The following is a 22,930-nucleotide window of genomic DNA, read 5'->3' on the forward strand; positions in this document are numbered from 1 at the left end:
ACAAACGAAAGCAAGGGAGGGGCTCATGTTTCTGACGGGGCGCCAGACGGAGATTCTGGATCTCGCAAAAACCCAGGGCCGGGTGCTGGTGGAGGATCTCGCGGCGCGATTCTCCGTCACGCCGCAGACCATCCGCAAGGATCTGAACGATCTGTGCGACAGCAAGGCCTTGACGCGCATTCATGGCGGCGCGCTGTTTCCAAGCGGCAACGAGAATGTCAGATACGAGGCGCGGCGCTCGATTGCCGCTCCCGAAAAGCAGGCGATCGGCCGCGCGGCCGCCGCGATGATCCCCGATAATTCCTCGCTCTTCATCAATATCGGCACGACGACGGAAGCCGTCGGCGAGGCGTTGCTCGAACACAAAGAGCTGATGGTCATCACCAATAATATCAATGTTGCCAATCGCTTGCGGGTCTATCCCTCGATCGAGGTGGTGATAGCCGGCGGCGTCGTGCGCGGTGCGGATGGCGGCATCGTCGGCGAGGCCGCGGTCGATTTCATCCGGCAGTTCAAGGTGGATTATGCGGTGATCGGCGTGTCGGCGATCGACGAGGATGGCGCGCTGCTCGACTTCGATTATCGCGAGGTGAAGGTGGCGCAGGCGATCATGGCCAATTCCCGCCATGTCATCCTGGTTTCGGATTCGACGAAATTCGAAAGGACCGCGCCGGTGCGCATCGGCCATCTCTCGCAGGTCCATACATTCATCACCGATAGCTGTCCTTTCGAGGGCATTCGCGGCATTTGCCAGGAGCATGACGTGCGCTTGATCGAGACGTCCGCGCCGGGTTGATGCCGCCCGAACGCATTTGTGTTGCATTCGTTTGACATTCGGAATGTTTTCGTTTTAACTCCACTGGCTTTCGCAACTGCGCAAAATTTGTGCGATGCGAAATGGGAGGGGACTTTGGACGGCGACGTGATCCGCGATATTTTTGTCATCGGTGGCGGCATCAACGGCTGCGGCATTGCGCGCGATGCGGCGGGCCGTGGTTATTCGGTGGTGCTTGCCGAGATGAAGGATTTTGCCTCCGGCACGTCCTCGGCTTCCACCAAGCTTATCCATGGCGGCCTGCGCTATCTCGAGCATTACGAATTCCGCCTGGTGCGCGAAGCGCTGATGGAGCGCGAAGTGCTCTGGGCCATGGCGCCGCACGTCATCTGGCCGATGCGCTTCGTGCTGCCCTTCCAGACCGGCGGACCGCGCCCGGCCTGGCTCATCCGCCTCGGCCTGTTTCTCTATGACTATATCGGCGGCCGCAAGCTGCTGCCGGCGACCCGCACGCTGGATCTGGCGAAGGACCCGGCCGGCGGCCCGCTCAAGAAGCTTTTCCGCAAGGCCTTCGAATATTCCGACGGCTGGGTGGACGATGCGCGCCTCGTCGTGCTCAACGCCCGCGACGCCGCCAATCGCGGCGCGGATATCCGTACCGGCACCAAGGTGGTTACCGCGCGCCGCGAAAACGGCCACTGGAACGTCGAGACCGAGAATGTCGACACCGGTGCGCGCGAGATTTTTCGCGCACGCATGCTGGTAAACGCGGCGGGGCCTTGGGTCGACAAGGTGCTCGCCTCGTCCTTCGGCCGTAACGACGTGCACAATGTCCGCCTCGTGCAGGGCAGTCACATCGTCGTGAAGAAGAAATTCGCCGATCCGCGCGCATACTTCTTCCAGAACCCGGACGGGCGTATCATCTTCGCCATTCCCTACCAGGAAGAGTTCACGCTGATCGGCACGACCGACCGCGACTATCAGGGCGATCCCCGAGATGTTCGCATCAGCGACGCGGAAATCGGCTATCTTTGCCAATCGGCAAGCGAATATTTTTCCGAGCCGGTGACGCGCGACGACATCGTCTGGACCTATTCCGGCGTGCGCCCGCTTTTCGACGACGGCGCCAGCAAGGCACAGGAAGCGACGCGCGACTACGTTTTGAAGGTCGAGGGTGGCGAGGGCGTCGCACCGCTGCTCAACATTTTCGGCGGTAAGCTCACCACCTACCGGCGCCTTGCCGAATCGGCGCTGGAGAAGATCGGGGAAGCGATCGGCGTGAAGGGTGACCGCTGGACGGCCCAATCGCGGCTGCCGGGCGGAGACTTCAAGGTCGATGGTTTCGATGCCGAGGTGAAGGCGCTTTCATCGCGTTTTCCCTTTCTTGCCAGCGTGCACGCGCGGCGCCTGGTCCGGCTTTACGGCACGCGCGCCGCGGCCATGCTGGAGGGCGCGAAAACGATCGACGATCTCGGGCGGCATTTCGGCAGCGACCTTTACGAGCGTGAAGTGCGCTGGCTGATGAAGGAAGAATGGGCCCGGCATGCCGAGGACGTGCTGTGGCGCCGGACCAAACGAGGATTGCATCTGACAGTCGACGAAACGGCTGCGCTGGAAGACTATATGACGGCCGCGGAGGCGGCAGTACCGAACTAGCGCCTGATCCGGTGGCTGGGAGGAACGACGGAGATAGGAATGCTTGAACTCAGAAACATCGCGAAGGTGTCGGGGGCGGAGACGCATATCCACCCGACGAACCTCGTGCTCGAGCGCGGCTCGCTCAACGTGCTGCTCGGCCCGACTTTGTCCGGCAAGACCTCGCTGATGCGGCTGATGGCCGGCCTCGACAAGCCGACCGCCGGCTCCGTCTGGTTCGACGGCAAGGACGTGACGGGCGTGCGGGTGCAGGATCGCGGCGTCGCCATGGTCTACCAGCAGTTCATCAACTATCCGGCGCTGACCGTCTACGAGAACATCGCCTCGCCGATGCGCATCAAGGGCGCGGACAAGGCGACGATCGACCGCGAGGTGAGGAAGGCCGCCGAGCTCCTGAAGCTGACGCCTTATCTCGATCGCACGCCGCTCAACCTGTCCGGTGGCCAGCAGCAGCGCACGGCATTGGCCCGCGCCATCGTCAAGAATGCCCGCCTCGTGCTGCTCGACGAGCCGCTCGCCAACCTGGACTACAAGCTGCGCGAGGAACTGCGTCTCGAACTGCCGAAGATCTTTGCCGCTTCGGGCGCGATCTTCGTATACGCGACGACGGAGCCTTCGGAAGCCCTGCTTCTGGGCGGCAACACGGCGACGCTGTCGCAGGGCAGCATCACCCAGTTCGGCCGCACGATCGATGTCTATCGCCGGCCGCGTGACCTCGTTACCGCCCGCACCTTCGCCGATCCGCCGCTGAACACGATGCAGGTGCTGAAGAACGGCGGCAGTTTCGAGGTCGGCGGCAAGCCGGTGCTGCCGGTGCCGGCGCATCTTGCCGGGTTGCCGGATGGCCCCTGCACCATCGCCTTCCATCCGCATCACCTCTCGCTTTCCAGCCAGAACCCGGCATCGGCCAGCCTCCAGGCGCGCACCGCGATCTCGGAAATCGCCGGGTCGGAGAGCTTCATCTACATCCAGTTCGAGGGCAGCCACTGGGTCATGCTCTCGCCGGGCATCCACGACATCGAGCCGGACGCGATCATCACCGTCCATGTCGACACGCGCCACCTGATGGCCTTCGGCACGGACGGCAGGGCGATCGCCGAGCCCGCGGCCGCGGCGGCCTGAGGAGGAAACAATGGCACGCATCACCCTCGACCATATCCGCCACGCCTACGGCGAAAAGCCGAAATCGGAAGCGGACTATTCGCTGAAGGAAGTCCACCACGAGTGGAACGATGGCGGCGCCTATGCGCTGCTCGGCCCTTCCGGCTGCGGCAAGACCACGCTGCTCAACATCATTTCCGGCCTGCTGCAGCCGTCCGAAGGCCGCATCCTGTTCGACGGCAACGATGTGACGAACCTGTCGACCCAGCAGCGCAACATCGCGCAGGTCTTCCAGTTCCCGGTGATCTACGACACGATGACGGTCTACGACAATCTCGCCTTCCCGCTGCGCAACCGCGGCGTGGCCGAGCCGGAAGTCGACCGCCGCGTGCGCGAAATCCTGGAAATGATCGATCTCTCGGATTGGGCGAAGAAGACGGCGCGCGGTTTGACCGCAGACCAGAAGCAGAAGATTTCGCTGGGCCGTGGCCTGGTGCGCAACGACGTCAACGCCATCCTGTTCGACGAGCCGCTGACCGTCATCGACCCGCATATGAAATGGGTGCTGCGTTCACAGCTCAAGAAGCTGCACCGCCAGTTCGGCTTCACCATGGTCTATGTCACGCATGACCAGACCGAGGCGCTGACCTTCGCCGACAAGGTCGTCGTCATGTATGACGGCCAGATCGTGCAGATCGGCACGCCGGCGGAGCTCTTCGAGAAGCCGAGCCACACCTTTGTCGGCTATTTCATCGGCTCGCCGGGCATGAACGTGCTGCCGGCCTCGATCGACGGCAGCAGCGTCAAGATCGGTCAGGAGACGCTGACGCTCGGCTACCAGCCGCAGATCGCCGTCGGTGCCAAGACCGAACTCGGCATCCGGCCGGAATTCATCTCGCTTTCGCGTGACGGCATGCCGGTCTCGATCAGCAAGGTCGAGGATATCGGCCGCCAGAAGATCGTGCGCGCCGAATTTGCCGGCAAGCCGATCGCGATCGTCGTGCCGGAAGATGGGGAAATCCCCGCCGATCCGCGGGTGACCTTCGATCCGGCCGCCATCAACATCTACGCCGATTCCTGGCGTATCGGCAGGGAGGGCTGACGATGAACAAGACCTGGAACAACAAGGCCTGGTTCATGGTCCTGCCCGTCCTGCTGCTCGTCGCCTTCTCGGCGGTGATCCCGCTGATGACGGTGGTGAACTATTCGGTCCAGGACACGTTCGGCAACAACCAGTTCTTCTGGAACGGCGTCGGCTGGTTTTCCGACGTGCTGGAATCCGATCGTTTCTGGCAGGCGCTCGGACGCAACCTGCTGTTTTCCGGCATCATCCTGGCGATCGAAATCCCCCTCGGCATCCTGATCGCGCTCAACATGCCGAAGAAGGGGCTGGGCGTGCCGGTCTGCCTCGTTTTGATGGCGCTGCCGCTGCTCATTCCGTGGAACGTGGTCGGCACGATCTGGCAGGTGTTCGGCCGCGTCGATATCGGCCTGCTCGGCCGCACGCTGGATGCGCTCGGCATCAGCTACAACTACGTCAACAATGTCTTCGATGCCTGGCTGACGCTGATCGTCATGGATGTCTGGCACTGGACGAGCCTTGTCGTGCTGCTCTGCTATGCCGGCCTCGTCTCGATCCCGGAGGCCTATTACCAGGCGGCCAAGATCGACGGCGCGTCGCGCTGGGCGGTGTTCCGCTATATCCAGCTACCGAAGATGAAGCGCGTTCTTTTGATCGCCTTCCTGCTGCGCTTTATGGATAGTTTCATGATCTATACGGAGCCCTTCGTCGTCACCGGCGGCGGCCCCGGCAACTCGACGACCTTCCTGTCGATCGACCTCGTCAAGATGGCGATCGGCCAGTTCGACCTCGGCCCGGCCGCGGCAATGTCCATCATCTACTTCCTGATCATCCTCCTGCTGTCATGGATCTTCTACACGGTCATGACCAGCAGCGACGAGCAGGCGTGAGGGAGGAAACCATGACCTCACAGGCAACCACTGCAAACCCGATCCAGACCGGCACGGTGGCGCGTACCGGCGTTAAGGCCGGCGCCAACAGCAAGCGCAGCCTCTCCTGGCTGGTGCCGACGCTCTACATCGTCTTCCTGATGCTGCCGATCTACTGGCTCGTCAACATGAGCTTCAAGACGAATGCGGAGATCACCGGCGCCTTCTCGCTTTGGCCGGTCAATCCGACCCTTCGCAACTACACGGTGATCTTCACCGATCCGGCCTGGTATTCCGGCTATATCAACTCGATCATCTACGTGGTGCTGAACACGCTGATCTCGGTTTCCGTAGCGCTGCCGGCGGCCTATGCCTTCTCGCGCTACCGGTTCCTCGGCGACAAGCACCTGTTCTTCTGGCTCTTGACCAACCGCATGGCGCCGCCGGCCGTTTTCGCGCTGCCGTTCTTCCAGCTCTATTCGGCCTTCGGCCTGATCGACACGCACATCGCCGTCGCCATCGCCCACTGCCTGTTCAACGTGCCGCTCGCCGTCTGGATCCTTGAAGGCTTCATGTCGGGCGTGCCGAAGGAGATCGACGAGACCGCCTATATCGACGGCTACTCGTTCCCGAAATTCTTCGCCAAGATCTTCGTGCCGCTGATCGCGTCCGGCATCGGCGTCGCCGCTTTCTTCTGCTTCATGTTCTCCTGGGTCGAACTCCTGATCGCCCGCACGCTGACGACGACCGACGCCAAGCCGATCGCCGCCACGATGACGCGCACGGTCTCGGCGTCCGGCATGGACTGGGGCGTGCTGGCGGCGGCGGGCGTGCTCACCATCATTCCCGGCGCGCTCGTGATCTATTTCGTCCGCAATTACATCGCCAAGGGCTTTGCCCTTGGCCGCGTCTGAGGGGGAGGGGCTGATGGCCGCTGTCGTAAACCGCAACAATCGCTGGCCCGTGGCGCTCGTCGCCGTGCTCGTCCTCTATGTCGTCATCGCCGGCGCGCTGTTCATGGGGCTTCCGGTCAAGGACGGCGAGCGCGACTTCTTCGCGCCGCTGATCACCGGCGGCTGGATGGCCTGGTCGTTTCCGACCGCCATGTTCTTCCTGACGATCTTCACGCTGATCGCGCTTATGGCCGTTTGGGAATATGCCCGCCCCGGCGGCAATCCGCGGGTCGGCATCCTGCGCTTCGAGACGACGCGCGGCGACCGGCTGTTCGTGTCGCTGCTCGGCTCCGCATTCATTCATCTCGCATGGTTGGGCCTCGTCGGCGCCAACCTGTGGTGGGCTCTTGCCTTGTCCGTGGTCTACGCCATCGGCGTGTTCCGCTTCGTCTAGGCAATCGGGAAGGGAGGCCCCGGGGAGAATTATGGGGCCTTCAACGCATGCAATCGCAAAACCCTAAGGGAGGATCAATATGCGAAAGCAACTTCTGACGACGACGGCAGTCATGCTGCTGGCGTTCACCGGCTCCGCATTCGCGGACATGGATGCTGCCAAGAAGTTCCTGGACGCGGAAATCGGCGATTTGTCCTCGCTCGACCGCGCTGGCCAGGAAGCGGAAATGCAGTGGTTCATCGACGCCGCCAAGCCGTTCGCCGGCATGGAAATCAAGGTCGTCTCCGAAACGATCACCACGCATGAATACGAATCGAAGGTTCTTGCACCGGCCTTCACCGCGATCACCGGCATCAAGATCACCCACGACCTGATCGGCGAGGGCGACGTCGTCGAAAAGCTGCAGACCCAGATGCAGTCGGGCGAAAACGTCTATGACGCCTATGTCAACGACTCCGACTTGATCGGCACGCATTGGCGCTACCAGCAGGCTCGTTCGCTCACCAAGTGGATGGCCAACGAAGGCAAGGACGTCACCAACCCGAATCTCGACCTCAACGACTTCATCGGCCTGAAGTTCACGACCGCTCCGGACGGCGACCTCTACCAGCTGCCCGACCAGCAGTTCGCGAACCTCTACTGGTTCCGTTATGACTGGTTCAACGACGCGAAGAACCAGGCTGACTTCAAGGCGAAGTACGGCTACGACCTCGGTGTTCCGGTCAACTGGTCGGCTTACGAGGACATCGCCGAGTTCTTCACCGGCCGCGAGATCGACGGCAAGAAGGTCTATGGCCACATGGACTACGGCAAGAAGGACCCGTCGCTCGGCTGGCGCTTCACCGACGCCTGGCTCTCGATGGCCGGCAACGGCGACAAGGGCCTGCCGAACGGTCTTCCGGTCGACGAATGGGGCATCAAGGTCGACGAGAACTCGCGTCCGGTCGGCTCGTGCGTTGCGCGCGGCGGCGACACCAACGGCCCGGCTTCCGTCTACGCCATCCAGAAGTATCTCGACTGGCTGAAGGCCTATGCACCGGCATCCGCCCAGGGCATGACCTTCTCGGAATCCGGCCCGGTTCCGTCGCAGGGCGAAGTCGCCCAGCAGATGTTCACCTACACGGCGTTCACCGCCGACTTCGTGAAGGACGGCCTGCCGGTCGTGAACGCGGACGGTACGCCGAAGTGGCGTTTCGCCCCGAGCCCGCACGGCGTCTACTGGAAGGACGGCATGAAGCTCGGTTACCAGGACGTGGGTTCCTGGACGCTTCTGAAGTCCACGCCGGACGACCGCGCCAAGGCCGCATGGCTTTATGCGCAGTTCGTCGTCTCCAAGACGGTTGACGTCAAGAAGAGCCATACCGGCCTGACGCTCATCCGCGAATCCTCGATCGCCCACAAGTCGTTTACGGAACGCGCACCGAAGCTTGGTGGTCTGATCGAGTTCTACCGCTCGCCGGCCCGCGTGCAGTGGTCGCCGACCGGTACGAACATCCCGGACTATCCGAAGCTGGCCCAGCTGTGGTGGCAGGCGATCGGCGATGCGTCGTCGGGTGCCAAGACCGCGCAGGAAGCGATGGACTCGCTGTGCGCCGAGCAGGAAAAGGTGCTGGAACGCCTCGAGCGCGCCGGCGTCCAGGGCGATATCGGCCCGAAGCTCGCCGAAGAGCACGATCTTGCCTACTGGAACAAGGATGCCGTCGAAAAGGGCAACATTGCGCCGCAGCTCAAGATCGAGAACGAGAAGGAAAAGCCGCTCACCGTCAACTATGACGAACTCGTCAAGAGCTGGCAGAAGTGATGTGATCCGATTGCGGGCGGTTTTTTCCGCCCGCACTCATCATCATCCGATTCCCTTTGCCCGCGTGCCGAAAGGTGCGCGGGCCTTTTCGTTTCAGCCGAGTTTTTTCACCCAGAGCGTATCGATGATCGCCGGGAAAAGGCTTTCCAGCATGTCGGCTTCGTTGCCGCCGCAGTCGTCGATGCGGGCGAGTTTCTTGTCGAGCGTCAGATGGGCAAAGCCGTGCGCCGTCGACCAGATGCCGATCAGCATCGCCTCACCCTCCACGTCGAGTTCGGCGCCCTCCGGCTGCCCGCGAATGGCGAGCACCGTGCTTTCGAGCGCGTCCCATGCCTGTCCGGTTGCCTGCTCCAGCGAAGGCTGGTCCTTTTGCAGCATGTCGTGGCGGAACATCAGGTGGAAGCGCCCCGGGAAATCGAGCGCAAAGCGCACATAGGCGACGCCCTGCGCCTTGAGGCGATCGGCGGGCGTGCCGCTTTCACCGGCGACCATCAGGCGGCGGGCGAGTTCCTGGTAGCCGAGGGCTGCGACTTCCGTCAGCAGGCCGGCGGTGCCGCCGAAATGATGCGAGGGGGCGGCGGGCGAGACGCCGGCACGGCGCGCCGTTTCGCGCAGCGTGAAGCCTTCGAGGCCGCGTTCGGCGAGCAGGTCGTCGGCGGCGCGGATCAGCGCGTCGCGCAGGTGGCCGTGGTGATAGCCGCGTTCGGTGGTGCTCTTCTCGTTCATTGCAGGTCTCACGCGAATGTGATCTTTACAGTGTAAAGATCATGCTGTAGTGCAATATAAACACTGTTCAGATTCGATGCGAGGTATCATAATGCGTGCAGACGGTGTGGCAACCGCCGCGGGCGGGACAAGTGGAAACGCGTGGACGCTTTCGCAGATGCCGGACCAGACCGGCCGCCTGGCCGTCGTCACCGGCGCCAATAGCGGCCTCGGCTTCCAGACGGCACGGGAGCTTGCCCGCAGGGGCGCGCAGGTCATCATGACGGCGCGCGACGAAAGCAGGGGCCAGATGGCGCTGGCGCGCATCCGTGCCGAGCTTCCCGATGCCGCAATCGAGCTTCGGCGTCTCGATCTCGCCGACCTTGACGACGTCGCGGCCTTTTCCGATGCGCTGCTTGCCGAAGGCCGGCCGTTCGATCTCCTGATCAACAATGCCGGCGTCATGATGCCGCCGCGCGGAGTGACGCGGCAGGGGCACGAGACGCAGTTCGGCGTCAATCATCTCGCCCATTTTGCGCTGACGCTTCGCCTGCTGCCGCTTCTTTCCGCTGGGGCGGGCAGCCGGGTCGTCACCGTGAGCTCCGATCTGCACCGCCGGGGCCGCATTCATTTCGAGGACCTGAAGGGCGAGAAGAGCTACAGCCGCATGGGTTTCTATGCGCAATCGAAGTTCGCCAACGTGCTCTTCGCGCTGGAGCTCGACCGCCGGCTGAAGGCCGCGCGCCTGCCGGTGATCAGCGTGCTCGCTCATCCCGGTTACGCCGACACCAATCTCCAGACCAGCGCCACCTCCGGCGTGCTCCAGCTTTTCATGCGCATCGGCAACCGCTTCATGGCGCAGACTGCGGAGCAGGGCGCGCTCAACCAGCTCTATGCGGCAACCGCAGAGGGCCTGAAGGGCGGTGAGTTCATCGGCCCGGACGGGTTTCGCGAGATGCGTGGATCGCCAACGCTGGTTCATCCGCTGGCCGCGGCAACCGACCCAACTCTTGCCGCAAAATTCTGGCGACTGTCCGAAGACCTGACCCTCCTGAAATTCCCCACGATCGCGGAGCGCATGCAATGACCACAACGACAATGGACGGCTGCCATTTCTTCCGCGAGTGGATCCGCGATCCGCTGCGGGTGGCGTCGATCACGCCTTCGGGCAAGGCGCTGGCGGATCTCATCGTGCGCGAGATCGGGCCTGAGACCGGCCGCGTTATAGAACTCGGGCCGGGCACCGGCGTTTTCACACGCGCCCTGCTGCGGCGTGGGGTCGCGGAAGAGGACATCCTGCTCGTCGAGAAGGGCGCCGAATTCGCCGCGCTCCTCCAGCAGCGCTTCCCCAAGGCGAAGATCGCCTGCATCGATGCGACGGATGTCGCCCGGTCCTGCCCGGAGACCGCGGGTGCCGCCATCAGCGGCCTGCCCTTGCTCTCGATGCGGCCGGAGACGGTCGAGGCGATCCTTGCCGGGACGTTTGAACGGCTTGGTGAGGGGGCGGCACTCTACCAGTTCACCTATGGCCTGCGCTGCCCGGTGCCGCGCGCCGTGCTCGACGGGCTCGGGCTTACGGCCGTGCGCGTCGGCGGTACGCTGCGCAATGTGCCGCCCGCCTTCGTCTACCGCATCAGCCGCAAGCCCTGAGCGTACCGTTTGCCGGATTCCATGCATTGCACACCGCGGGGTCTTCCGCTAAGAGACCCCGCGGTTTCTCCCGCGCGCTCGCGCGTACATATGGAATAGCGGTACACACTCATGGCACGCATCGTGATGAAATTCGGCGGAACGTCCGTCGCTGACCTCGACCGTATCCACAATGTGGCCCGCCATGTGAAACGCGAGGTCGATGCCGGCCACGAGGTCGCCGTCGTCGTTTCCGCCATGTCCGGCAAGACCAACGAGCTGGTTGCCTGGGTGCAGGGCATGCCGAAGGTGACGGGCGCCAACTCGCCCTTCTACGACGCGCGCGAATATGACGCGATCGTCGCTTCCGGCGAATTGGTGACCGCCGGCCTTCTCGCCATCGCGCTCCAGTCGATGGGCATCGACGCCCGCTCCTGGCAGGGCTGGCAGATCCCGATCAAGACCGACAACGCGCATGGCGCCGCCCGCATCCTCGACATCGAGGGTTCGGAAATGATCCGCCGCATGGGCGAGGGCCAGGTGGCCGTCGTCGCCGGCTTCCAGGGCCTCGGCCCGGACAACCGCGTGGCCACGCTCGGCCGTGGCGGTTCGGACACCTCCGCCGTCGCCATCGCCGCGGCCGTCAAGGCGGATCGCTGCGATATCTATACCGACGTCGATGGCGTCTACACGACCGACCCGCGCATCGAGCCGAAGGCACGGCGCCTGAAGAAGATCGCCTTCGAGGAAATGCTCGAAATGGCGTCCCTCGGCGCCAAGGTCCTGCAGGTGCGCTCGGTCGAGCTTGCCATGGTGCACAAGGTGCGCACCTTCGTTCGTTCCTCTTTCGAGGATCCCGATGCGCCGGGCATGGGCGATCTTCTGAACCCGCCCGGTACGCTGATTTGTGATGAGGAAGAGATCGTGGAACAGGAAGTCGTAACCGGCATCGCCTATGCCAAGGATGAAGCGCAGATTTCGCTCCGCCGCGTCGCCGACCGGCCGGGCGTTTCCGCCGCGATCTTCGGCCCGCTCGCCGAATCGCATATCAATGTCGACATGATCGTCCAGAACATTTCCGAGGACGGCTCGAAGACCGACATGACCTTCACCGTGCCTTCGGGCGACATGGAGAAGGCGCTGCGGGTGCTCGAAGGCGCCAAGGAACAGGTCGGTTTCGACGTGATCCAGCACGAAACGGGCCTCGTGAAGGTCTCCGTCATCGGCATCGGTATGCGCAGCCATGCGGGTGTTGCCGCCTCCGCCTTCCGGGCGCTCGCGGACAAGGGCATCAACATCAAGGCAATCACCACCTCCGAGATCAAGATTTCCATTCTTATCGACGGTGCATATGCGGAACTCGCTGTTCGGACTTTGCATTCCGTTTACGGTCTCGATAAGAAGTAAGGACCGGCTGACTCGGCGCCGATCTTCTGATCGCCGGCGTAGCCAAGCGTCGGTGAGGTAACGTCATTTTCAGGAGACGCCACGCGATGAGAGATCTCTCCGCGGGTCCGCGCGTTCTTCTCAAGCGGCTGCGCGAGTTGATGGCGGAGCCGCTCGAGCCGCAGGAGCGCCTAGACCAGATCGTGCGCCAGATCGCGCAGAACATGGTCGCGGAGGTGTGTTCCGTTTACGTGCTGCGCTCCGACGGCGTGCTCGAACTTTATGCGACCGAAGGTCTCAATCCCGGTGCCGTGCACTTGGCCCAGCTCAAGATGGGGCAGGGCCTCGTCGGCACGATCGCCGCGTCCGCGCGGCCCTTGAACCTCTCCGACGCGCAATCCCATCCCGCCTTCACATACCTGCCGGAAACGGGCGAGGAGATCTACCACTCCTTCCTTGGCGTTCCTATCTTGCGAACCGGCAGGGCGCTCGGCGTGCTTGTCGTGCAGAACAAGGCGAGCCGCACCTACCGCGAAGACGAGGTGGAGGCGCTCGAAACGACGGCGATGGTGATTGCGGAAATGGTGGCGACCGGGGAGCTGAAGAAGCTCACCAAGCCCGGCCTCGAACTCGACCTCTCCCGCCCCGTCGCGATCGAGGGTTCGAGCTTCGGCGAAGGCATCGGCCTGGGTTACGTCGTGCTGCACGAGCCGCGCATCGTCGTCACCAACCTTTTGAACGAAGATTCCGAACACGAGCTTGGTCGTCTCGCCGAAGCGCTCGGCTCGTTGCGCATCTCGATCGACGACATGCTGTCGCGCCGCGAAGTGTCGATGGAGGGCGAGCACCGCGAGGTGCTGGAAACCTACCGCATGTTCGCGCATGACCGCGGCTGGGTGAGAAAGCTCGAAGAGGCGATCCGCAACGGCCTGACGGCGGAAGCGGCGGTGGAGCGGGTGCAGAGCGAGACCAAGGCGCGCATGATCCGCCTGACGGATCCGTATCTGCGCGAGCGCATGCACGATTTCGACGACCTGGCGAACCGCCTGCTGCGGCAGTTGACGGGCTACGGCGCGAAACTGTCGGCCAGCAGCTTCCCGAACGATGCGATCGTCGTGGCGCGTGCCATGGGTGCCGCCGAACTGCTCGATTATCCGCGCCAGAACGTGCGCGGCCTCGTGCTCGAAGAGGGCGCGGTGACGAGCCATGTGGTGATCGTCGCGCGTGCCATGGGCATTCCGGTGGTCGGCCAGGCGGCGGGCGCGGTGGCGCTTGCGGAAAACGGCGATTCCATCATCGTCGATGGCGAAGATGCGCGGGTGCATCTGCGGCCGCTGGCGGATCTCCAGCGTTCCTACGAGGAGAAGGTCCGCTTCCGGGCTCGCCGGCAGGAACAGTACCGGGCGCTGCGTGCCGTCGAGCCGGTGACCAAGGACGGCCGCCACATCAATCTCCAGATGAATGCCGGCCTGCTCGTCGACCTGCCGCATCTCAACGAATCTGGTGCCTCCGGCATCGGCCTGTTCCGCACCGAACTCCAGTTCATGATCGCCTCGACCATGCCGAAGGCGGAGGAGCAGGAGGCGTTCTATCGCAACGTGCTGAAGCAGGCCGGCGGGCGTCCCGTGACGTTCCGCACGCTCGATATCGGCGGCGACAAGGTCGTGCCCTATTTCCGCGCGGCGGAAGAGGAAAACCCGGCGCTCGGCTGGCGGGCGATCCGCCTGTCGCTCGACCGGCCGGGCCTGCTGCGCACGCAGCTCCGCGCCATGCTGCGGGCGGCGGCGGGTGCGGACCTGCGCATGATGCTGCCGATGGTGACAGAAGTCTCCGAGCTGAAGGAGGTCCGCGATCTTCTCCAGAAGGAGATCCAGCGGCAATCGAAGATCGGCGAGCAGTTGCCGAAGAAGCTGCAATTCGGCGCGATGCTGGAAGTGCCGGCGTTGCTCTGGCAGCTCGACGAGCTGATGGCCGAGGTCGATTTCGTCTCGGTCGGCTCGAACGACCTGTTCCAGTTCGCCATGGCGGTCGACCGCGGCAATGCCCGCGTCTCCGACCGTTTCGATACGCTCGGCCGGCCGTTCCTGCGCATCCTGCGCGATATCGTGCGGGCCGGCGAGCGCAACGAGACCTCGGTGACGCTCTGCGGCGAGATGGCGAGCAAGCCGATTTCCGCCATGGCGCTGCTTGGCATTGGTTTTCGCTCCGTCTCGATGTCGCCGGCGGCGATCGGCCCGGTGAAGTCGATGCTGCTTTCGCTCGATGCGGCAAAACTCGAGGCCGTGCTGATGCCGGCACTCGACGACACGAAGCCGACGGCCTCGATCCGCCAGATCCTCACCGACTTTGCGGCCGAAAACGGCGTTCCGCTTTGAAATTGACTGGAGTTTAAACGGTGGCGAAGCTTCCCGTTGAAAAGATGCGTGACCTTGAACGCCGTTTCGGCGAGATCGAGGCACGCATGTCGGCGGGGCCGGATTCGGAGACCTATGTGCGTCTCGCCTCGGAATATTCCGAGCTTCAGCCCGTCGTGACGAAAATCCGCGAATACCAGAAGGTCAATGGCGAGATCGCCGACCTTGAGGTTCTGCTCAACGACAAGGCGACCGACCGGGAGATGCGCGATCTCGCGGAGATGGAGCTGCCGGAGCAGAAGGAGCGGCTCGAGGGCCTCGAAAAGGAGATGCAGATCCTGCTTCTCCCGAAGGACGCGGCCGACGAGAAGAGCGCGATCCTCGAAATCCGCGCCGGCACGGGCGGCTCGGAAGCCGCACTTTTTGCCGGCGACCTGTTCCGCATGTACGAGCGGTATGCTGCCGCCAATGGCTGGAAGGTCGAAGTGCTCTCCTCCAGCGAGGGCGAGGCGGGCGGCTTCAAGGAAATCATCGCGACCATCACAGGACGCGGCGTGTTCGCCAAGCTGAAGTTCGAATCGGGCGTGCACCGCGTGCAGCGCGTTCCGGAAACCGAGGCGAGCGGGCGCATCCATACGTCCGCAGCGACCGTCGCCGTGCTGCCGGAAGCGGAAGAAATCGACATCGAGGTGCGCCCGGAAGACATCCGCATCGACACGATGCGCTCGTCGGGCGCCGGCGGCCAGCACGTCAACACGACGGACTCGGCGGTGCGCATCACGCATCTTCCGACCGGCCTCGTCGTGACGAGCTCGGAAAAGTCGCAGCACCAGAACCGGGCCAAGGCCATGCAGGTGCTGCGTTCGCGGCTCTATGACATGGAGCGTCAGCGCGCCGACAGCGAACGCTCCGCCGACCGCAGGAGCCAGGTCGGTTCCGGCGACCGGTCCGAGCGCATCCGCACCTACAATTTCCCGCAAGGGCGCGTCACGGACCACCGCATCAACCTGACGCTCTACAAGCTCGACCGCATGATGATCGGCGAAATCGACGAGGTGGTCGATGCGCTGGTCGCCGATTACCAGGCCGGCCAGCTGGCGCAGCTCGGCGAACAGGGCCGATGAGCGGCACCACGCTCGCCGAGGCGCTGGCCACGGCGCGGCGCCGGCTTTCGGAGGCGGGCCTTGCGGATGGGGCGCTCGATGCGCGGCTGCTGATCGCCGGACTGCTCGACCTGTCGCCCACCGCCTTTGTCACCGATGGCACACGCGCGCTCGACGGTGCACAGCAGGAGGCCATCGATCGCGCGCTGGCGCGGCGCGTGGCGCGCGAGCCGGTGCACCGCATCCTCGGTCGCCGGGCCTTTTCGCGGCTCGATCTCGCGCTCTCGCCGGAAACGCTGGAGCCGCGGCCGGATACCGAAGTGCTCGTCGATGCGCTGGTGCCCCATGCGACGCGCATGGTTGCCGAGACCGGCCACTGTCGCATCCTGGATCTGGGCACGGGAACGGGGGCGATCTGCCTTGCCCTGCTCGATCTCGTTGCGGGCGCCACGGGTGTCGGGACCGATCTTTCGCCCGGTGCCCTTGAAACGGCACGGCGCAATGCCGACATCAATGGGATCGCAGGCCGCTTCGAGGCGGTCGAGAGCGACTGGTTTGCAGCCGTGACCGGGGCGTTCGAGATTATTGTGTCAAATCCTCCTTATATCGTCCGCTCCGTGATCGGAACGCTGGACGACGAGGTCCGGCTCTACGATCCGATCCTGGCGCTGGATGGCGGAGACGACGGGCTTGATGCCTACCGCACGATTGCAGCCGGGGCGGGCGATCATCTTCGGGACAACGGCCTGGTGGCTTACGAAATCGGTTACGACCAGAAGGATCAGGTCACCGCGATCATGCGCGAAAACGGTTTTGCGCGGATCGAGGCGGTCAGGGATTTCGGCGGTAACGACCGTGTTCTCCTCTTCACAAAAGCGGCGGTTGTTTAAATCTTGTTGCGCAAGCGCAGCAATTTCCGCAACCGCAAAGAAAAGGCTTGGAATCGTAGAGGAAGCGGGCTAGGTTGCGGGCACGCACTGGGCAAGAGGTCATGGCACAGAGATTCGTTCCTGCATGATCCGATCGCGAGGGTTGCTCTCTCCGAAGAGTTGCTAGGGTTGAAGACTGCCCCGTGCGGGTACCTGTTAATTTGACGTCTTACAGCGACAGGACCACCGACCGGCGTGGTTTGCCCGCGGGTAAGGATGCTTGATCTGGCGTGTCCCGATCAGGCGTCAGACACATGATCATCAAGACACGATACGTTAGGTGAGTGACATATGAGGCCAGGACAGCAAAACAAGCGCGGCCGCGGGCGTAACAACAACAATAACAATAATAACAACAGCAATAACAACAATAACAACAACAACCACCGCAAGGGTGGCAATCCCCTGACGAGGACCTACGACAGTTCGGGTCCGGACGTGAAGATCAGGGGCACGGCCCAGCATATCGCTGAGAAATATTCGGCGCTGGCCCGCGACGCCCATAGCTCCGGTGACCGCGTCATGGCGGAAAACTACCTTCAGCATGCCGAGCACTACAATCGCATCATTGCCGCCGCTCAGGCGCAGATGCAGGACCGCTTCCCGCGGGACGAGCGCCCGGACAATGCCGATCGGAACGATTTCAACGACCGTGACGGTTACGACCGCGATCAGGACGAAGTCGATTCGACGGCCGTCGACGAGCCGGCGCACGTTGCCGCAGCACCGGCCCCGGCCCCCGTGGTGGTGGTTCCGGTCGAACAGCCCGTCATCGACGGTTCCGGCCCGCAGCCGGTGATCGAAGGCACGCCGGCTGAAGTCTCGCTCGAAGAGGAAGCCGCTGCCCCCGCCGGTCGTGCTCCGGCACGCCGCCGCAGCGCACCGCGCCCGCGCCGTCCGCGCCGTGGCGAAGCCGGAGCCGCCGGCGACGAAGCACAGCCTGCCGGCGAAGACGCTCCGGCGCTGGAAGCCTCGGAATAACGGCATCTGCCCAGCATTCAAGAACCCGGCCTCGCGCCGGGTTCTTGCGTTTTGCAAGGTCGCCCGGGAAAAATCTCGGCCCGGGCCTGCAGCGCTCCCTTTAATTCACAAAATGCCTCCACCATATTCCCCTCAGGCGGTTGACCCGGCGCAAGGCCGGAGCACCGCACGCATGAAAGGTTCGCCTTGATGGGAGCCTTATCCTAATCGTCGACCGGTGCCTTGAAGGGCCGGCCGAGTACTGGAGGCAGATGATGAATATTGAAAAATACTCCGAACGCGTCCGCGGATTCCTGCAATCCGCCCAGACGAAGGCGCTGGCCGATGGCCATCCGCAGTTCACCGCAGAGCATGTCCTGAAAGTGCTGCTCGATGACGAGCAGGGCATGGCCGCCTCGCTTATCGAACGGGCCGGCGGCAGCGCGCGCGATGCGCGCACCGCCAACGACGCCGCCCTCGCCAAGCAGCCGAAAACCACCGGCGGCAACGGCCAGGTCTACCTTTCGCAGCCGCTTGCCAAGGTCTTCTCGACCGCCGAAGAGGCCGCCAAGAAGGCCGGCGACAGCTTCGTCACCGTCGAACGCCTTTTGCTGGCGCTCGCAATCGAAAAATCCGCAGCGACCGCAGAAATCCTGGCGAAGGCCGGCGTGACGCCGACCAAGCTCAACCAGGTGATCAATGACATCCGCAAGGGCCGCACCGCCGATACGGCGAGCGCCGAGCAGGGTTTCGATTCGCTCAAGAAATTCGCCCGTGACCTGACGGCCGATGCGCGCGAAGGCCGCCTCGACCCGGTGATCGGCCGCGACGACGAAATCCGCCGCACGATTCAGGTGCTTTCGCGCCGCACGAAGAACAATCCGGTCCTGATCGGTGAACCCGGCGTCGGCAAGACGGCGATCGCCGAAGGCCTCGCGTTGCGCATCGTCAACGGCGACGTGCCGGAGAGCCTGAAAGAGAAGAAGTTGATGGCGCTCGACATGGGCGCGCTGATTGCCGGTGCGAAATATCGCGGTGAATTCGAGGAGCGCCTGAAGGCCGTGCTGGCCGAAGTGCAGGCGGAAGATGGCGAGATCATCCTGTTCATCGACGAAATGCACACGCTTGTCGGTGCCGGCAAGGCGGAAGGGGCGATGGACGCCTCCAACCTGCTGAAGCCCGCGCTCGCCCGTGGCGAATTGCACTGCGTCGGCGCGACCACGCTCGATGAATACCGCAAGCATGTCGAAAAGGACGCTGCCCTTGCCCGCCGGTTCCAGCCCGTCATGGTGGACGAACCGACTGTCGAGGATACGATCTCGATCCTGCGCGGCCTGAAGGAAAAGTACGAGCAGCACCACAAGGTCCGCATCGCCGATGCCGCCCTTGTTGCCGCCGCGACGCTTTCCAATCGCTACATCTCGGACCGTTTCCTGCCGGACAAGGCGATCGACCTGATGGACGAAGCCGCCTCGCGGCTGCGCATGCAGGTCGATTCGAAGCCGGAAGAGCTCGATGAACTCGATCGCCGCATCATCCAGCTCAAGATCGAGCGCGAAGCCCTGAAGAAGGAAACCGACCGCTCGTCGCAGGACCGGCTTGAAAAGCTCGAACTGGACCTCACCGCGCTCGAAGAGCAGGCCGACGCGCTGACCGCGCGCTGGCAGGCGGAAAAGTCGAAGCTCGGCCGCGCCGCCGACCTGAAAGGCCAGCTCGATGAGCTGCGCAACGAACTGGCCATTGCCCAGCGCAAGGGCGAGTTCCAGCGCGCCGGCGAGCTTGCCTACGGCATCATTCCGAAGCTCGAAAAGGAGCTGGAAGACGCCGAAGGCCGCGATACCGGCGATGTCGATCCGATGGTGCAGGAGGTCGTGACCGCCGACAACATCGCCCATATCGTCTCCCGCTGGACCGGCATTCCGGTCGACAAGATGCTGGAAGGCGAACGCGACAAGCTGCTGCGCATGGAAGACGATCTCGCCAAGTGGGTCGTTGGCCAGGGTGACGCCGTGCAGGCGGTTTCCCGCGCGGTGCGCCGTGCGCGTGCCGGCCTTCAGGATCCGAACCGGCCGATCGGCTCGTTCATTTTCCTCGGCCCGACCGGCGTCGGCAAGACGGAGCTCACCAAGGCGCTCGCCCGCTTCCTCTTCGACGACGAGACGGCGATCCAGCGCATGGACATGTCGGAATATATGGAGAAGCACTCCGTGGCCCGGCTGATCGGTGCGCCTCCGGGCTATGTCGGTTATGAGGAAGGCGGTGCCTTGACCGAAGCCGTCCGCCGCCGGCCCTACCAGGTCGTGCTGTTCGACGAAATCGAGAAGGCGCATCCGGATGTCTTCAACGTGCTCCTGCAGGTCCTCGACGACGGCCGCCTGACCGATGGCCAGGGCCGCACCGTCGATTTCCGCAACACGATGATCATCATGACCTCGAACCTCGGCGCCGAATATCTCACGGCGCTCGGCGAGAATGAGGATAGCGATACGGTGCGCGACCAGGTGATGGATGTCGTGAAGATGGCGTTCCGGCCGGAGTTCCTGAACCGCGTCGACGAGATCATCCTGTTCCACCGCCTGCGGCGGACGGAAATGGGCGCGATCGTCGCCATCCAGCTGGAGCGGCTGCGCAAGCTGCTCGTCGACCGCAAGATCGTTCTCGATCTCGACGAGGAAGCCGTGCACTGGCTGGCCGAAAAGGGGTACGACCCGGTCTATGGTGCGCGTCCGCTGAAGCGGGCGATCCAGAAGCACCTGCAGGATCCGCTGGCGGAGAAGATCCTCTCCGGCGATATCCCGGACGGCGTTACCGTCAAGGTGACCGCCGGTTCCGACCGGCTGCTCTTCTCGCCGCGCGTTGCGACGGTGAGCAAGGCCGCCTGAGGCGCATCAGCGATCTCGGAAAAAACGAAGCGCGGGTCTCGGCCCGCGCTTTCTGTTTTAGTGGGTTTCGGCGACTTCCGTCGGGTCGTCGCCGCGGCCGAGCAGGTCGTCGATGCGTTTGCGCTCCAATTCGAACTGCGCGAGCGCCTTGCCTTCCAGCGATTTGCCGCCGGGCAGGCGGATCTTCAGCGCGTCCACCTTGTTGCCATTGACGATCAGCTCGTAGTGCAGGTGCGGGCCGGTCGAAAGGCCGGTCGTGCCGACGAAGCCGATCACCTGGCCCTGGCGCACTTTCACGCCCGGTTTGATGCCCTTGGCGATCGCGCTCTGGTGATTGTAGGACGAGACGTAACCGTTGGCATGGCGGATCAGCGTCTGGTTGCCGTAGCCGCCGGAATCCCAGCCGGCCTTTTCGACCACGCCGTTGCCGGCCGCGATGATCGGCGTGCCGCGCGGTGCCGCCCAGTCGACGCCGGTATGCATGCGCGAGAAGCCGAGGATCGGGTGGCGGCGCATGCCGAAGCCGGAGCGGAAGACGCCGTTCGGCACGGGATTGCGCAGCAGGAACTGCCGGATGCTCTTGCCGGCCTCGTCATAGTAGTCGACGGATTCGTCGTCCGGGTTCTGGAAGCGGTAGACGCGGGTTTCCGTGTCACCGAACTTGGCGTCGAGGAAGAGGATTTCAGACTCTTCCGTCGCCGTTCCCTTCTCGTCGGTGACGGAGAAGAAGGCTTCAAGCGAATCCGTCGGCCGGAGCTGCGCCTGGAAATCGACATTGCTGGCGAGGATGCGGATGACTTCCGTCGTCATATCCTTGCCCATGCCGTAGGAGAGGGCAGCGCGGTAGATGCCGTCATAAACCCGCGGCAGGTCGCGCCCGGCAATGATCGCCGGCCGGCCGTCATCGTCGAAGGCGGTCGCCACCGCATCGAGAACCGGCGGTTCGGCGCCGCTGACGAAGCGGCCGCTGTCATCGAGTGCGGCGGTCGTTACATGGCGGCCGCGCGAATAGACGCTGGCGCGCACGATGCTGGCTTCCTTGCCCTTCTGCGAAATGCAGATGCGCAGCACGTCGCCCTCGGCAAGCTCGCGGCTGCCGAGCTGGCTTTCGAGATAGGCGGAAAGGTCGTCGCCCTGCGCCTTGGTGTAACCGGCGGCCGTCATGATCTGGTCGATCTCGGCGGTGCGGCGCACGGGGATGACGTCGTCGGCATATTCGGTATCGTCGGGGGTCAGCGTGTCGAAGTTCGAAACGCTCATGTTCTCCTCGACGACACGGGCGGTCAGTCCCTGCAACAGGTCGAGGTCGGTGCTTTCCGAGGCGAAGCGCTGCGGGTCGACATAGGAGAGGGAGGCGACCTGCGAGCTGCCGTCCGTCAGCACCGAACCGTTGGTGCGCACATTCTCCTCGACTTCCTCGATCGACATCTGGTCGGCATAGTCGAGCGCCGAGCCGCCGGTCGGGAAGGCATCGGTCTGCAGGGCCACTTCGGATTCGACGTCCGAACCATAGATCGTGCCCATGCGCGAGGCAGGCGCGGCGTCGCGGCCGTTGGTGGAGAAGATCGCCAGCGGATCGAAGCGCGGATAATCCTCGCTCGTCGCGTGGTTCGCCGCGAGCGCCATCTTCACATGGGCGAAGGGCTGGCGGCGCACGACTTCCTTCTCGCCGTCATGGATCATGGTGGAGATTTCCATGATCTTCTTGTCGGCGGGTTTCGCGACGATCGCCGTCTCTATGACGCGCTCGCCGCGTTTTGCCGTTTCGCCGGTCTTGCTCGTCTGATTGGGTGTGCCGAGGGCCGCGAAGGCTTCGGCCGGAATGGCGAGCTGCTGGCGGCCGTCCAGGGCGGCAAAGAGGGCGACACCCATAAGGATGGAAGAGGTGATGCCGGTCAGGAAGGTGCCGGAGAGCCAGCGCAGGGAAATTTCGCGACGGTCGGGCGCCTTGCGCCCGTCGGCGAGGATCGGCGGTTCGTTGCCGAGGGATCGGATCATGTTCCGGTCAGTGGTCATGCCGATTGCGCTTCGCCCTGTGTCGTTTGTTATGGTTTTCAGCGCGCGACCATGCACGCGGGAGGGCATGCGAGTCAAATCACGCGGGTTCTTAACAATCCTTAAGACGTGCGGATTGTGAAAATCTGAGGGCAGGCGCTGCCGTTTGCGGTTCGGTGAGCGCAAAAGCCCTGAAAATCCGGGGGAAGTGGGAGGGCCGGATGCTTTTCCGAAGAAATTTTCAAAAAAATGTCACATGCCCTGTTGACGTGTTCGTATAGGTGGGCTTATAACCCGCTCATCGAACGAGAGCGGCGGCGCTTCTGGCGGCCGACGAACTCGCTCCAAGGTTTCCTG

At 63.6% G+C, this 22,930-nt stretch carries 17 protein-coding genes and 1 pseudogene; 16 read left to right on the forward strand and 2 right to left on the reverse strand.

The annotated features are described in order from the left end of the window. The first annotated feature begins 25 nt into the window (after positions 1-25). The 8 genes and pseudogenes from AC1RWL_RS18610 (at position 26) to AC1RWL_RS18645 (ending at position 8,630) form a co-directional block, all read left to right on the forward strand. On the forward strand, positions 26-796 hold the full coding sequence (locus tag AC1RWL_RS18610) for a DeoR/GlpR family DNA-binding transcription regulator (protein WP_435269177.1): 771 nt from the start codon (positions 26-28) through the stop codon (positions 794-796). A gap of 114 nt (positions 797-910) precedes the next feature. Then, entirely contained in the window at positions 911-2,431 is a 1,521-nt protein-coding gene (gene glpD / locus AC1RWL_RS18615; RefSeq protein ID WP_493095327.1) for a glycerol-3-phosphate dehydrogenase, read from the forward strand. A 39-nt stretch (positions 2,432-2,470) separates the two neighbouring features. Continuing rightward, entirely contained in the window at positions 2,471-3,553 is a 1,083-nt protein-coding gene (locus AC1RWL_RS18620) for an ABC transporter ATP-binding protein (protein ID WP_256121286.1), read from the forward strand. Positions 3,554-3,563: 10 nt separating this feature from the next. Beyond that, positions 3,564-4,634 (forward strand): ABC transporter ATP-binding protein, encoded by a 1,071-nt coding sequence (locus AC1RWL_RS18625; RefSeq protein WP_256121285.1) that lies wholly within the window; start codon positions 3,564-3,566, stop codon positions 4,632-4,634. Positions 4,635-4,636: 2 nt separating this feature from the next. Further along, complete coding sequence (locus tag AC1RWL_RS18630; protein WP_319324703.1) at positions 4,637-5,503, forward strand: carbohydrate ABC transporter permease; 867 nt, start codon at positions 4,637-4,639, stop codon at positions 5,501-5,503. A gap of 107 nt (positions 5,504-5,610) precedes the next feature. Then, a pseudogene (locus tag AC1RWL_RS18635) lies at positions 5,611-6,396 on the forward strand (carbohydrate ABC transporter permease); the annotation flags it as partial. Between the two features lie 13 nt (positions 6,397-6,409). Further along, positions 6,410-6,829: a DUF2160 domain-containing protein gene (locus AC1RWL_RS18640; RefSeq protein ID WP_435269172.1), complete on the forward strand. Its 420-nt coding sequence runs from the start codon at positions 6,410-6,412 to the stop codon at positions 6,827-6,829. A 79-nt stretch (positions 6,830-6,908) separates the two neighbouring features. After that, positions 6,909-8,630: an ABC transporter substrate-binding protein gene (locus AC1RWL_RS18645; RefSeq protein WP_256121281.1), complete on the forward strand. Its 1,722-nt coding sequence runs from the start codon at positions 6,909-6,911 to the stop codon at positions 8,628-8,630. Positions 8,631-8,723: 93 nt separating this feature from the next. Here the strand turns inward: AC1RWL_RS18645 and AC1RWL_RS18650 are convergent, their stop codons facing one another. Then, the gene (locus AC1RWL_RS18650) at positions 8,724-9,356 is read right to left on the reverse strand and encodes a TetR/AcrR family transcriptional regulator (RefSeq protein ID WP_493095326.1); all 633 of its coding nucleotides are present in this window, start codon (positions 9,354-9,356) and stop codon (positions 8,724-8,726) included. A 91-nt stretch (positions 9,357-9,447) separates the two neighbouring features. Between AC1RWL_RS18650 and AC1RWL_RS18655 the strand changes: the two genes are divergently transcribed. From AC1RWL_RS18655 to clpB, 8 genes are all read left to right on the forward strand, one after another. Next, entirely contained in the window at positions 9,448-10,422 is a 975-nt protein-coding gene (locus tag AC1RWL_RS18655) for an oxidoreductase (RefSeq protein ID WP_493158429.1), read from the forward strand. Further along, positions 10,419-10,985 carry a class I SAM-dependent methyltransferase gene (locus AC1RWL_RS18660; RefSeq protein WP_493095324.1) on the forward strand — a complete coding sequence of 189 codons (567 nt, stop codon included), beginning with the start codon at positions 10,419-10,421 and terminating at the stop codon, positions 10,983-10,985. The genes AC1RWL_RS18655 and AC1RWL_RS18660 overlap by 4 nt, the downstream gene beginning before the upstream one ends. A 111-nt stretch (positions 10,986-11,096) precedes the next feature. Beyond that, the gene (locus AC1RWL_RS18665) at positions 11,097-12,371 is read left to right on the forward strand and encodes an aspartate kinase (protein ID WP_256121277.1); all 1,275 of its coding nucleotides are present in this window, start codon (positions 11,097-11,099) and stop codon (positions 12,369-12,371) included. A gap of 86 nt (positions 12,372-12,457) precedes the next feature. Continuing rightward, the gene (ptsP, locus tag AC1RWL_RS18670; protein WP_256121276.1) at positions 12,458-14,725 is read left to right on the forward strand and encodes a phosphoenolpyruvate--protein phosphotransferase; all 2,268 of its coding nucleotides are present in this window, start codon (positions 12,458-12,460) and stop codon (positions 14,723-14,725) included. A 20-nt stretch (positions 14,726-14,745) separates the two neighbouring features. Beyond that, positions 14,746-15,828: a peptide chain release factor 1 gene (gene prfA, locus AC1RWL_RS18675; protein WP_435269168.1), complete on the forward strand. Its 1,083-nt coding sequence runs from the start codon at positions 14,746-14,748 to the stop codon at positions 15,826-15,828. Further along, a complete protein-coding gene (gene prmC, locus AC1RWL_RS18680; RefSeq protein ID WP_493095323.1) occupies positions 15,825-16,697 on the forward strand; it encodes a peptide chain release factor N(5)-glutamine methyltransferase in 873 nt (290 codons plus the stop codon). The genes prfA and prmC overlap by 4 nt, the downstream gene beginning before the upstream one ends. Positions 16,698-17,027: 330 nt before the next feature. Further along, complete coding sequence (locus AC1RWL_RS18685; protein WP_435269166.1) at positions 17,028-17,717, forward strand: DUF4167 domain-containing protein; 690 nt, start codon at positions 17,028-17,030, stop codon at positions 17,715-17,717. Positions 17,718-17,971: 254 nt separating this feature from the next. Beyond that, positions 17,972-20,578, forward strand: coding sequence for an ATP-dependent chaperone ClpB (clpB, locus tag AC1RWL_RS18690; RefSeq protein WP_493095322.1), 2,607 nt, complete (start codon positions 17,972-17,974; stop codon positions 20,576-20,578). A 57-nt stretch (positions 20,579-20,635) separates the two neighbouring features. Here the strand turns inward: clpB and AC1RWL_RS18695 are convergent, their stop codons facing one another. Further along, positions 20,636-22,594 carry a M23 family metallopeptidase gene (locus tag AC1RWL_RS18695; protein ID WP_256121271.1) on the reverse strand — a complete coding sequence of 653 codons (1,959 nt, stop codon included), beginning with the start codon at positions 22,592-22,594 and terminating at the stop codon, positions 20,636-20,638. Between the last annotated feature and the right edge of the window lie 336 nt (positions 22,595-22,930).

Source organism: Shinella sp. GW821-FHT10F02, assembly GCF_058809275.1.